This window comes from Mycobacterium sp. Root265, from assembly GCF_001428895.1.
Classification (GTDB): domain Bacteria; phylum Actinomycetota; class Actinomycetes; order Mycobacteriales; family Mycobacteriaceae; genus Mycobacterium.
Genome location: NZ_LMJA01000031.1, coordinates 420,382 through 432,899, shown reverse-complemented (window position 1 = coordinate 432,899; position 12,518 = coordinate 420,382). Strand labels below are relative to the sequence as shown.

Sequence of the window (12,518 nt, the reverse complement as noted above, 5' to 3'; positions counted from 1 at the left end):
CGGATCCCGTGGGGATCCGGGCCACAGCGCTATCTCAGTGCTCGGTGCGCACCAACGCGGCGGCCTGCACCAGGTTTCGCAGCGACGCCGTCACCTCGTCGGTTTTACGGGTCTTCAGGCCGCAGTCGGGATTGACCCACAACCGCTCGGCCGGCACGGCCCGCAGCGCGGCCCGCAACGACTCGGCCATCTCGTCGGTGCCGGGGACCCGCGGGGAATGGATGTCGTAGACACCCGGACCCACGCTGTTGGAGAACCCGATCGCGTTGAGGTCGTCGAGCACCTCCATGTGCGAGCGCGCCGCCTCGATGGAGGTGACATCGGCATCCAGGTCGGCGATCGCGCCGATCACCTCACCGAACTCCGAATAGCAGAGGTGGGTGTGGATCTGGGTGCTGTCGTCGACACCCGAGGTGGAGAGCCGGAACGCACCGACCGCCCACTCCAGGTACGCCTGCTTCTCCTTGGACCGCAGCGGTAACAGCTCCCGCAGCGCCGGCTCGTCGACCTGGATGATCGCAATCCCCGCCGCCTGCAGATCGACAGTCTCCTCGCGGATGGCCAGCGCGATCTGATTGGCGGTGTCCGCCAACGGCTGATCATCACGCACGAACGACCAGGCCAGGATGGTCACCGGCCCGGTCAACATGCCCTTCACCGGCTTGGTGGTGAGCGACTGGGCGTAGGTGGCCCAGTCGACCGTCATCGGCTCGGGCCGCACGACGTCGCCGTACAGGATCGGAGGACGTACGCAACGGGTGCCGTAGGACTGCACCCAACCGTTCTGGGTGGCGAAGAAGCCATCCAACAGTTCGGCGAAATACTGCACCATGTCGTTGCGCTCGGGCTCGCCGTGCACCAGCACGTCCAGCCCGATCTCTTCCTGCAACCGGATGACCTCGGCGATCTCGGCCTTCATCTGCTCGTCGTAGCCGGCCTGATCGATCTCGCCGGACCGCAAAGCCGCGCGGGCCTTACGGATCTCGGTGGTCTGCGGGTAGGAACCGATGGTGGTGGTGGCCAGCGCCGGCAGGTTCAGCCGCTCATCCTGGCTGCGCCGCCGGTCTGCGGCCGGGCCACGCGTGGTTCCGGACGCCAGCACCGTGTCCAGCTGGGCACGGACCTTCGCGTTGTACAGCCGAGGATCTGTCTTCCGCGAGGCCGCGGCCCGGGTCGACGCGGCGATCACGTCCGCCACCGCATCCCGGCCGTCCCGCAGCGCAGTGGCCAGCGTCGCGACCTCGGTCACCTTCTCGGCGCCGAACGCCAGCCAACTCCGCAGTGCCGCACCGAGTTCGGTTTCGGGATCCAGGGAGTAGGGCACGTGCAGCGTTGAGCACGACGTGGAAACGGCGACTGCGCCAGCCTGACCCAGCAGGGCGGTCAGCCGCCCCAGCGTGGCATCCAGGTCCGTCGCCCAGATGTTGCGGCCGTCCACGATGCCCGCGACGAGCAGCTTGTCGGCGAGTTCGGGCACCGAGACCACGGCCTGGTCGCCGCCGGCCACCAGATCGACACCGATGGCTTCGACCCGTGTGCGGGCCAGCGCAGGCAGCACGTTGTCCAGTGCACCGAAGTAGGTGGCCACGAAGATCGCCGGACGCTGTTCTGCGACAGCGAGATCGGAGTACACCCGCTCGGCCAGACCTGCGGGGTCCGCCACGATGTCGGTGACCAGCACCGGCTCGTCGATCTGGACCCACTGAGCACCCGCGGCGGCCAGGCGCGCGAGCAGATCCCGGTACAGCGGCAGCAGTTCGCCGATGCGCTCGATCGGCGCGCCGGCCCCGTCGACCGCCTTGGACAGCGCCAGGAAGGTGATCGGTCCGATGATCACCGGACGGGCCGGGATGCCCTGGGCAAGAGCTTCTTTGAGCTCACCGAGCACCTTCGACGGGTTCAGCGAGAACGACGTCTGAGCGGAGATCTCGGGGACGATGTAGTGGTAGTTGGTGTCGAACCACTTCGTCATCTCCAGCGGCGCAATGTCGCCGGTGCCACGCGCGGCGGCGAAGTAGCGATCCAGTTCGTCTTCGATTCCGGCGACGCGGGGCGGCAGCGCACCCAGCATGGCCGCGGTGTCCAGCACCTGGTCGTAATAGGAGAACGTGTTGACCGGGATGGAGTCCAGACCGGCGGAGGCCAGCGCGGACCGCGTGCCGTGCCGCAGGCCCGAGGCGGTTGCTTCCAGCTTGGCGCGGTTGATCCGGCCGGCCCAATAGCCCTCGGTGGCGCGTTTCAGCTCGCGGTTGGGGCCGACCCGTGGCGATCCCAGGGTGGTGGCGGTGAACGGTGCAGCAGATTGTGGTGACACGGTACGTCCTTCGACAAGATGGGAAGCCCATCGCCCATAGGTACGTACAACCGAAGAAACCACCGTGAGCATTCCGTGCGCACGATGACCACACCGGCCATACGCCCAGTCCTCGAGGCGATGCGCCGCCGGGCGCGGCGCGCCCAGCACAGCTGGCAGGTCTTCGGACTCACAGGCGCACACCGTTGAGGTGTTCCTACTGGCCGTCGCTTCCCGGCGTCAGCGTGAGCTGCGCACCAGTGCCTATGACGGCGGTCGTTCCTGCTTACCGCTGCGGGACAGTCCCGGATTCTCACCGGGTTCCCTCTCACGATGCGGTCGTCGCCGACCGCATTGCTCGATGCCGCAAACGCAGAACGCACGTTCGTGGCAGACCAGCTGCACCTGGCACTTTACCGGTCAGCAGACCGACGCAGCGGGCCAGGTCGAGGCGACTGTGGGCCCCGTGCACGCAGACCACCTCGATCCTGTGCATGAGGCCCACAGTGGATGCTGAGTTACTCCGACGCGGTGGATTCGCCCTTGCCGCCACCGGCTTGCGAGTCCGAGCGGGACGTCGACCCGCCCCCGGTGAGCTTCTTGACGGTGCGGCCGACGTTGTCACGGAAGTCCTTGATGCCCTGCCGGATTCCGGCGGCGGGATCGACCTTCGCGGGCTTGACCGGCTTGGTGGTCGCCGTCTCGTCGGTGACGGTTTCGCCTTCGGTTTCGGTGATGTCTGTGTCGTCGGCGGCGGGGGTGGCCGTTTCGGTGGGTTCCGGTGTCTCCACGACCGTCTCGGGCTCGACAGTCTCGATCACCGGCTCGACGGCGGCCTCCACCGGGCTTTTGATGACGGTGTCGGTGGTGGGTTCGATGACGGCGGTGTCCGCCTCGTTGGCACTCTCGACGCGACCGGTGGACAGGCTGACCAGGTTCGTGTTGGCATCGGGGACCGTGGTGACGATGTCGTTCGGCGTCTTGATGGCGCGGACCCGCGGCGGTTTGCCCCACGGCGTGAACAGACCCGGCGCCGGGATGTAGTGCCCCTCACGGCCGGGCAGGATCGGGCCGAGGTCGCCGTAGCCGCCGAAGAGCAGGCCGTCGATCACGTGGAACGGCGCCCTGACGATGGCCTCGATGAAGGGCTCGATGCGCAGCGTCGTCATCGAGTAGAAGATCTCCGAGTGCGCCACCCCGGCACCGCCGATGGCACTGAGGACCGGCCCGATCAGCCGAACGAACGCATACTCGACAAAGTCGGGGATCTGGCGGATCTGATCGCCCAGGACCGGGAAATTGCGCGCCACGGCCTCGGCCACCGCGTCGTTGAGCGGGCCGATGAGCAGCGGTGTGATGGGCGCCAGGAAGATATCGGTGACCAGGGCGTAGTTCCAGTGGAGCAGGTCGGCGTCGGGCCACTGCTCGTGCACCGTCCACCACAGATCGGGGATCTTGCGGGTGAGCGCGTCCACGCTCTGCTCCACCGCGGCCCGGGCGCCGTTACCGATGAGCTGCAGGTCCTGGACCAGCCCGGCCGGCATCACGTCGGTGGTGACGACGCGCGGGGTGTCGACGACGGCGCGAATCTCCGGAGTCACGGTCACCGGGGTCAGCGCGATGGCACCGGCACTGGCAAGAACAACGCCCGCGGTGAGGGTCTGTCGAAATACCTTGTTGGCCATGCCTTTTATGACTCCCGCGTCGGATCCGTTAGTTTGCCGACGCAAACGCTAGCCGAGCCTGCGGTGAAAGTGGGGCCTCCCTTTTCGCCGTCCGCGGGGTTCGCTGTTCGCGTGGTTGCGCGCGAAACCCGCCCTTTCTCGTTTATGGTTCGGCTGTGCCTGATTTTGATCGACGCAGTGCCTTGATGATGCTGGGACTGGGTGCGGCCGCCGCCGCACTACCCTCCCCGGCGGCCCACGCCGAACCCATCCCGGGGGATTTCCCGCCCGGACCGGTGCCCGGCCCCGGCGCTCCGGCGCCCGCGGCGGCCGCGCCGGCAATGCTGTTCCAGGACGAGTTCAACGGTCCTGCGGGATCGCCTCCGGACCCGGCCGCATGGTTCATCGTGCCCGTCCGGGAGACCATCAGGAACCCCGTCGAATGGGACAAGCCCTACAACATGGGCCGCTACGTCACCGATCAGGAGCATGTCTTCCAGGACGGCAACGGCAACCTCGTCATCCGCGCCACCCGCGGCGAGGGCGCGAACATCCAGGAGAAGTACGCCAGCGCGAAGATCATCGGCAATTGGCGCGGCGGAATCGGCACCACCTGGGAAGCCCGCATCAAACTCAACTGCCTGACCGACGGCGCATGGCCGGCGTTCTGGCTGCTGAACGACGACCCGGTTCGCGGCGGTGAGATCGACCTGGTGGAGTGGTACGGCAACCGGGACTGGCCGTCGGGCACCACCGTGCACGCTCTGCTCGACGGCACCGCGATGGCGACCGACAAACATCCGGTCGACGGCAATTGGCACACCTGGCGCATGACCTGGCAGCCGACCGGCCTGTACTTCTGGAAGGACTACCAGCCGGGCATGGAGCCCTACTTCACGGTGCCGGCGAACTCGCTGAACCCGTGGCCTTTCAACGATCCCGGCTACACCATGGCGCCGATCTTCAACATCGCGGTCGGTGGCTCCGGCGGGCGCGAGCCCGCCGGCGGCAACTACCCGGCCGAGATGCTGGTCGACTGGATCCGGGTGTTCTGAGGCGGGTTACTTCACCCCGCTGGACGCTGCGGTCTTCGGTGCCTTTGCCGTCTTGGCGGTCCGCGTCGTGGTCGTCGTACGGGCGGTGACCGGTGGCGCGGTCTCGGCCTCCTCGGCGGGCTCCTGCTCGGCTTCCTCCGCGTCCGGCTCTTCGGTCACGTCGTCGGACGGGGGAGCGGGTGCCTCGGTCTCGGTGGCCTCGGGTTCGGCGGTCACGGGGACCTCGGTTTCGGTCACTTCGGGTTCGGCAACCTCAGGCTCGACGGTGGCGTCGGGTTCGACGATATCGGCGTCGACAGGCTGAGTGTCGACACCCTCGGTGGTGACGACTTCAGCGTCGCCGGCGGTGGGCTCGACCACTTCCGGGTCGGCGGGATTCTCCGGGACCGCCGGGGTGTCCTCTTCCTTCGCGGGGTCGTCGACCGTCAAAACTGTTGCAGCAGCCATCATCCGGTTCTGCGCCGGCGCGGTGCTCTCGATTCCCAGGCAGCTCTTGACCTTCTCGACCACCCAGTTCACCGAGTTGACGATGGCGTCGGCGATACCGTGCACGACCTTGGACGTGATGTCGACGATGCCCTCGACGACGTTGACGGTCACCTCGGCAATCGTCTTCACCACCCACACCGTTGCATCGATGAATGCCTCCACGCCCCACACGATGGCATCCACCACGCCGTTGATCACCTCGCCGGTGATCTCGACCACGCGGCTGACGACCTGGCGGATCGCGTCCCAGATGGGGTTGTCGGGTTCGAGATCTTCGAGGAAGTCTCGGATGACCTGTACCGCAGGCTTCTCGGACCAGTCGGTGTACCAGATGCCGAAGTTGTCCTGATCGCTTGTGCTGCCGGTGTTGATGTCTCGGGTGGAGTAGATGAAGATCGGTCCGGTACCGTCCTCGCGCTGCCAGCTCGCCAGGAAGTCCGCGAGGAACTCGGCCTGCTTTTCCGGCGAGTTGTACAGCAGCGGATGGGTCGGGTCGAACGGCGTTGTGGGAAGGCCGTATTCGCTGGCCCACACCTTGAGATCACCGTCGCCGTACTGCTCCATCAGTTCCCTGATCGCGCGCAGCTGCAGAATCGGGGAGTCCGATTGTGTTGCACCCTCGGAGAACGGGATGTCGTAGTGGTAGGGGTGGAAAGAGAACGCATCGAAAAAGCCGTGTGCGTCGGCGTCGTACATGCCCTGCAGGAAATCGATGGGGTTCATGGTGAAGTCGTTGCCGACGGTGCGGCCGGATCCCAGCACGCCGGCGACGACGGTGATGTCATCGTCCGGGTCGTCGGGATCGTCGAATGCCTTGATGGCTGTGTAGGCGGCTTTGACCATGCTGGTGTAAGCGGCGGGGTCGACGGGGTTGAGGAAGAACCGGCCGTTCGGTTCATTCCAGACTTCGAGCGCGGAGACCTTGCCCTCGTATCGCTCGGCGACCGCGCCGGCGAATCGGCCGAACGCATCAAGATTCGGTACCCCCGACAGCGGCGGGCTGCCCGCCCACGCCGGAGTCTCATGAAGGACGCCGAGCACACCCATGCCGCGCCGGTGCGCTTCGTTGATGACGTAATCCGTGGCACCCCAGAAGAAGTTGCCATCCTCGGTGAGCTGCGTCGAGATCCAGGAGATGCCGATGCGGACGTTCTGGACACCCAGCGCTTGCATCATGTCGAGTTGCTTGTTGATGAGGTCCTCGTCGTCGAGGCGGACCAGGTTCGAATCGGCCAGGCCGATGGTGGTGGGTGTCTCTTCGATGGCGGCGACCATGTCGACGGCATAGGACGCCGCGCGCAGGCTGATCGGTGGCCGTTGTTCGGTGGTTGCGCACACCGTGGCGAGTACCACGGCCGCGGAGACGGTGACGATCGTTCGCCGCTGAACGCTGCGACGAGCTGGCTTCCTCATGACGACTCCCGACGGTCGTGAAAGCGGCCGGCGGAAGCTCAGCCAGTTCAGAGACTAGCCCAACCAGGCATCCTGAAATAGGCAATGACGTGGTCAAACGGCCGAAATTTGACGGGTATCCCAGGTGGTCGGGAGAGGAACCGCGCCATGATTTGCGGACAGTGCGTATCTCGCGCGGAAGTACGCTCTTTGCCACCCTGCTTGCGCTGGCAAGCAGTTAGCGGAGACAAGAGTCAGCCGGGGCAGGCGGACATCCTGCCCCGGCTGACTTGTCTGGTTATTCGCCCGAGCTACTGGACGAGCTGTCGCTGTCCGAAGAACCGTTGGACGAGCCGTCGCTGTCCGAAGAACCGCTGGACGAGCTGTCGCTCGCCGTGCTGCTGGACGAGCTGTCGCTCGCAGAAGCCGACCCGGACTCGGCTTCTCCGGATTCCGAACTCGACGATGCCGAGCCTGCGCTCGACTGAGTGGCGGTCGATCCGGCGGTCGCCGAACCACTTTCGGAGGTTTCCGACTCGGTAGCAGCGGACTCCGTGGTATCGGACGCGGTGGTGTCGGACTCTTCCGTATCGGTCGACGCGGACGCGTCGGGCTCATCGGTCGCGGTCGCGGTCGGGGCCGCTGTCTCGGTCTCCGCAGTGTCGGATTCGGGCTCGGCCTGCGTGGCTTCGATCAACGCTGCGCGGGACGAGTCTGTGCTCTCCAGTGCGGGATCCGTTGCGCTGGCGGGCTCTCCAACCTCGGCCTCGGCCTCGGCGTCGGACTCGGTCAGATCGGCAGGTTCAGCCGGTGCTTCTTCGGGTGCTGCCGCGGTCCGAGCCGACACCGTCGTCGTGGCCGGCGCGGTGGTGGTGGCCTGACCCCATGCCGCCGCCCAGTTCGCCGCGGCTTCGGCCAGCGCCTTCTGCCAATTCGCCACTGCCTCGGCCACCGGGTCAGCCGGTGTCGGGGTAACCGGCTCCTCGGCCACCGGATCGGTCGGTACCGTCGGGATCCCGATATCGGGGATCTCGTCGATCGGCGGAAGGCCATCGGACGGAAGCGGACCGTTCTCCTCAATCCAGGCCTGCACGATCGCCGCTGCCTGCTTCGGGGTGTAGTCGTCACGGAACAGACCCCAGGTGTCCTCAACATCGGTCGACGCGCTGTTCCGGTCGATCAGCGAGTAGATGAACATGGGACCCGTGCCCTCGTGTTCGGACCAGGTATCCATGAAATCGTCGATGAACTCGGCCTGCTGAGCCTCCGAGACATACGAGGTCGGCAGACCGTATTCGCTTGTCCACACCTCTTTCTCGCCGTCGCCGTACTGCTCCATGAGCGCCTGCATGGCCTCCAGCTGGCCCACCGCCGAGATCGCGTTGCCGGCGCCGTCGCCGAACTTCCAGTCGTAGTTGTACGGGTGATAGGACAGCGCGTCGAAGTACCCCGCCGCGCCGCTTTCATACATTGTCTGGACGAACTCGACCGGGCTGATGTTGACGTCGCCCCAGGTCAGTCCGGCGGTGACCACGCCGCCGACCACGGTGCCGGTCGGGTCGACTTCCTTGATCGCGGTGTAGCCGGCCTTCAGCAGTTCGGTATAGGCGGCGGGGTCGGGCTTCGGTGACCAGAAGACGAAACTCTGTGGCTCGTTCCAGATTTCGTATGCGGAAATGCGTGCGGATTCGGGATCGCCGTCGCCGGCGCCGTAGCGGCTGGCCAGTTCGCCCATGAAGTCGCCGAAGTCCTCGGGGTCGCGCGGTGCGCCGTATGCGGAGTCCTGGACATCTGATGCCCAGGTCGGGGTGCTCGTGACCGCGCCCAGAACGGCCATGCCGCGCTCCTCGGCTGCGTCGATGACCTTGTCCACGTCGGCCCAGTTGTAGGTATCCGGGGAAGCTTCCACCGCACGCCAGGGGATGAACATGCGGAACTGGGTGACACCCATGGACTGCATGGTGTCGAGGGCGACGCCGACCTCTTCCGGGGTCATGAAGTACAGCTCGGATTCGGCGATGCCAACGGCGTTGGATGAGGTGTCGATGGCCGCAGCCAGTGACACAGCCGCCGATACCTGCCGGATCGCGTCCTGTTGCGGCGACATGCTCAGCGGTGCCGCGGCACCCACGTGCACTGCTGCACCGACGAGCGTGAACGCGAACAACGGTGCCGCGACTGAGCAAATCGGTTTTGCTGATCGCTGCCTAGGGCCCCACATGATGTCATCTCCAAACTTCCGCAAACCCCGGAATAGTTGTTGTGATGCGGTTCACACCGCGGACAACTCGAGCAATACCCGGGCCGCAAATGATCCAATCAGGGCAGTTGAAAAGAATGGCGAATAGAGAATGGTTTGATGGACTCAATAACGCATGAATTGCCTGGTCACAGGCTAATCGTGAATTGCTGTCCGGGTCAATTACCGTGTGAAATTGCGTGAATCGGCTCACCCTCGCCAATCATATTTCTAGATCGTCAATTTCTGACGAATGCAGCACGTTAAACAATTTGCAGTCGCGCAAATTGCACGCTTATAGCAAATCACGACCGGAAAAGGCTTTTCAAGATCGTATTTGCTGACCTTCAATATCAGTACGAAATGTCCTAGTAATCGGCGAGGCGAGCGCAGCTTGACGCTTCGCGACAACTGGCAACATCTGCCAAAACTTCGCCACGTGGCTCACATGGCAAGGAACTAGCGGACCGCCTCGGTCCCGGTGAGCTCGATATCGGTGCGCCGCACGGTCTCCCACTGCGACCGGGCCATCGAGAACGACAGCATGGTGTCGGGCCGGTCGCGGCGCAGTTCCTCGGTGACGCAGGCCGCCGAGCAGGGCAATGAGCGGGTCACCCCGAGGGAGGCGGCGTTGTCGTGCCATACCCGGGTGACAGCGCGCGGGACGTCCGCAACGGATTTTCGGCATACAGGTGGGGAGCCGACCCGCGCAAACTGTCCATCTTGCGAGGTCTACGCGGTGCTCTTGTTTGATCGGAGGTCAATGCGGGCATCCAAGCGCGGCAATGGTGGCCCGTTGAACAGTTGCTGGCCCGTGGATTTTCCCTGAAGAGGTAAGTGTGACCACCGCATATCCTTTTGAACCCGACTCACGCTTCATCGGCGTGGTGCCCGACGGCGTGTACGCACCGCGCGAGGACTCGCAACTTCTCATCAACGTCATGGACAAGACCGCGTTGGCGCTCGGTAGCAAGGTGGCCGACCTGTGCACGGGTAGCGGTGTCGTCGCCATCAATGCCGCAGCCCAGGGCGCGTCGACGGTGGCTGCTTTCGACATCTGCCCCAAAGCAGTTCGGTGTGCTCGGGCCAACGCACGCATGCATGATGCCGCGGTTGATGTCCACCTGGGCTCGTGGGCGCGGGCGGCGGAGTTCGGCCCGTTCGATCTGGTGGTGTGCAACCCGCCCTACGTTCCCCATGATCCCGATCATCAGGAACTACCCGCAGATGTCGGACCCGCTCGGGCGTGGGATGCCGGCTCCGACGGGCGGATGGTCCTGGACCCGCTGTGCGAAGCGGCGCCTGACCTGCTGGCTGACGGCGGCAGCTTGCTGTTGGTGCAATCGGAGTTCGCCGACCCCCGTAAGACGCTGGAGTCGCTCTCGGCCGCCGGCCTGGACGCCGATATCGTTGCCTGGGAATGGATCCCGTTCGGACCGGTGATGCACTCGCGTGCGCAGTGGCTCGAAGACACCGGGCTGCTGCAACCGGGCCGACGCGAAGAGGAACTCCTGGTGATTCGAGCCGACAAACCATGACCGACGGCGAACGTCGTTCGGTGCGGGTGGTGCGGCGGGGACCGGTCATGGTGGAAGGGCCGGTCAGCATCGAGATGCCGGACGGCACCTGTGTGGAGTCCGATCGCTTCATGGTGGCGATCTGCGCCTGCGGGCGCAGCAAGAATTTCCCGCTGTGCGACACCAGCCACCGACGACAAATCCGGGCCAAGGGCGCCAAGCCGAGTCGCGCGACGCCGCAATCCGCCTGACGCAGCTCAGTCGCGGGTGTCGATCACCCGTTGAGCGACGTCGACCAGCTTGGTGTTGCTGTCCTGCGATATCTGGCGGAGCATCTCGAAAGCCTGCACGTCGTCGACCTTGTAGCGCTCCATGACGATTCCCTTGGCCTGGCCGATGCGGTCCCGGGTGGACAGGGCCGCCTCCAGCTGCTGTCCTTCCTGGCTGGCAAGGATGGCGGCCGCTGCGTGGGCTGCGAGAATCGCGCCGATGGTCTCGGCTTCCCCGCGCCAGATGTTCGGCTGAAATCCGAACAGGTTCAGCGCGCCCGCGGTGCGGTCCGAGGTGTAGAGCTTGAACGACAGGCCGCTGAGGACGCCGATCTTCACGCATGCCGGCGCGTACTGGGGCCAGCGCGTTTCTTCGCGGAAATCATCGGTACGCACGATCAGATCGCCCAGCGCCGCTTGCACACAGGGGCCCTCGTCGAACTGCATCTGTAGGCGGTGCAGCTCATTGGTCAAGCCTGCGTCTTTCGGCACCGTCTCGAAGGTGTGTTCCTTACCGATGAGCAGGACCCCGGCGGCGTCGACCCCGGGGATGAGTTCCAATGCCGCGGAGGCGACCCCGGAGAGCACTTCATCGAGGTTGCGTGGGCCGGCGAGGGTGCGAGCCAACTCGGCCATCCTCGCGGCCAGGTCTCGCTTCTCCAAGAACGTCATGACGGCATTCTGCTCTACCTCTCGAACATCCGTGCAAAGAGCCGGGTAAGGCCCGGTGGCGGCGGCGGATGCCACCGCACGAACTGTCCGGTGGTCCCGGTGGGTGGTTCGGATTCCGGACAGAGATTTCGTTAGGGTCGTCTTAGTTGCTGAAGCTGTACGTGCTGGTCACAATGATCGATTGTGACTCTGATTGACGGTGATCCGACTGGCGAACGACGTCGGTTCTACGACGCGATGCAACGCGCCGTCATTTTCCAGCAGCGGGGTGAGACCGACGTCGAACAGGCGCTGCGGGAGCTGAACGAAGCGACGGTGGCGTCCATCCCCGGGGCCCGATATGCAGGCATCACCCTCGTCGACGAGCACGGTCAGGTGACCTCGGTGGGCGCGACCCACGATTTCCCCAGAATGCTCGACGACCTGCAGGGCGAGCTGAATGAGGGGCCGTGTCTGTCGGCGGCGTGGGAAAACCACACCATGTTGATCGACGACCTGGTGGCCGAGCAGCGCTGGCCGGCCTACTGCAGCGAAGTCACCAAGCGAACCCCGGTGCGGTCGGTGTTGTCGGTGCAGCTCGATACACCGGCCGCTGGGATCGCCGCGCTGAACTTCCAGGCAGAGGCTGCCGGATCCTTCGACGAGGACTCAGCCGAGCTGGCCCGGGTCTTCGCGGCGCACACGACATTGGTCTGGAACTCGTTGCATCGCGAAAGGCAGTTCCAGACAGCCCTGGGTAGCCGTGACCTGATCGGACAGGCCAAGGGCATGCTGATGGAACGGTTCGACATCGATGGTGTCGCAGCGTTCGACGCCCTGCGGCATCTCTCCCAGGACATGAACATCAAACTGGTCGACGTGGCCGAAAAGATCGTCTCGGCCGGGCCCGACCGTCCCTAGCAGCCGCTTACAGCAGCGGCTCGCGGTG

10 protein-coding genes and 1 riboswitch are annotated in these 12,518 nt (G+C 65.3%); of the genes, 4 read left to right on the top strand and 6 right to left on the bottom strand.

The genetic code is table 11. The features are described from left to right. Positions 1 to 34: 34 nt before the first annotated feature. Together metE and ASE48_RS27900 are read right to left on the bottom strand one after the other, a co-directional pair. Entirely contained in the window at positions 35 to 2,314 is a 2,280-nt protein-coding gene (metE, locus tag ASE48_RS27905) for a 5-methyltetrahydropteroyltriglutamate--homocysteine S-methyltransferase (RefSeq protein WP_057170401.1), read from the bottom strand. A gap of 137 nt (positions 2,315 to 2,451) precedes the next feature. After that, positions 2,452 to 2,658: riboswitch (cobalamin riboswitch) on the bottom strand. Between the two features lie 153 nt (positions 2,659 to 2,811). After that, the gene (locus ASE48_RS27900) at positions 2,812 to 3,978 is read right to left on the bottom strand and encodes a hypothetical protein (RefSeq protein WP_057170400.1); all 1,167 of its coding nucleotides are present in this window, start codon (positions 3,976 to 3,978) and stop codon (positions 2,812 to 2,814) included. Positions 3,979 to 4,163: 185 nt separating this feature from the next. Here ASE48_RS27900 and ASE48_RS27895 point away from each other — a divergent pair, with 185 nt between their 5' ends. Next, the gene (locus ASE48_RS27895; protein ID WP_057170399.1) at positions 4,164 to 5,012 is read left to right on the top strand and encodes a glycoside hydrolase family 16 protein; all 849 of its coding nucleotides are present in this window, start codon (positions 4,164 to 4,166) and stop codon (positions 5,010 to 5,012) included. A 6-nt stretch (positions 5,013 to 5,018) separates the two neighbouring features. Here ASE48_RS27895 and ASE48_RS27890 read toward each other — a convergent pair whose 3' ends face one another. The 3 genes from ASE48_RS27890 to ASE48_RS32915 form a co-directional block, all read right to left on the bottom strand. Next, on the bottom strand, positions 5,019 to 6,914 hold the full coding sequence (locus ASE48_RS27890) for a cellulase family glycosylhydrolase (RefSeq protein ID WP_082614467.1): 1,896 nt from the start codon (positions 6,912 to 6,914) through the stop codon (positions 5,019 to 5,021). A 277-nt stretch (positions 6,915 to 7,191) separates the two neighbouring features. Then, positions 7,192 to 9,024 carry a cellulase family glycosylhydrolase gene (locus ASE48_RS27885; RefSeq protein WP_162264280.1) on the bottom strand — a complete coding sequence of 611 codons (1,833 nt, stop codon included), beginning with the start codon at positions 9,022 to 9,024 and terminating at the stop codon, positions 7,192 to 7,194. 567 nt (positions 9,025 to 9,591) lie between these two features. Further along, a complete protein-coding gene (locus ASE48_RS32915; protein ID WP_156409405.1) occupies positions 9,592 to 9,747 on the bottom strand; it encodes a hypothetical protein in 156 nt (51 codons plus the stop codon). A gap of 224 nt (positions 9,748 to 9,971) precedes the next feature. Here ASE48_RS32915 and ASE48_RS27880 point away from each other — a divergent pair, with 224 nt between their 5' ends. Next, on the top strand, positions 9,972 to 10,670 hold the full coding sequence (locus ASE48_RS27880) for a HemK2/MTQ2 family protein methyltransferase (protein ID WP_057170396.1): 699 nt from the start codon (positions 9,972 to 9,974) through the stop codon (positions 10,668 to 10,670). Then, entirely contained in the window at positions 10,667 to 10,900 is a 234-nt protein-coding gene (locus ASE48_RS27875) for a CDGSH iron-sulfur domain-containing protein (protein ID WP_057170395.1), read from the top strand. Before ASE48_RS27880 ends, ASE48_RS27875 begins: the two co-directional genes overlap by 4 nt. 6 nt (positions 10,901 to 10,906) lie before the next feature. Here ASE48_RS27875 and ASE48_RS27870 read toward each other — a convergent pair whose 3' ends face one another. Continuing rightward, positions 10,907 to 11,590, bottom strand: a complete 684-nt coding sequence (locus ASE48_RS27870) for a GAF and ANTAR domain-containing protein (protein WP_057170394.1) — start codon at positions 11,588 to 11,590, stop codon at positions 10,907 to 10,909. A 183-nt stretch (positions 11,591 to 11,773) separates the two neighbouring features. On the opposite strand from ASE48_RS27870, the gene ASE48_RS27865 reads away from it, so the two are divergent. Next, positions 11,774 to 12,490, top strand: a complete 717-nt coding sequence (locus ASE48_RS27865) for a GAF and ANTAR domain-containing protein (RefSeq protein WP_235571616.1) — start codon at positions 11,774 to 11,776, stop codon at positions 12,488 to 12,490. Positions 12,491 to 12,518: the final 28 nt, after the last annotated feature.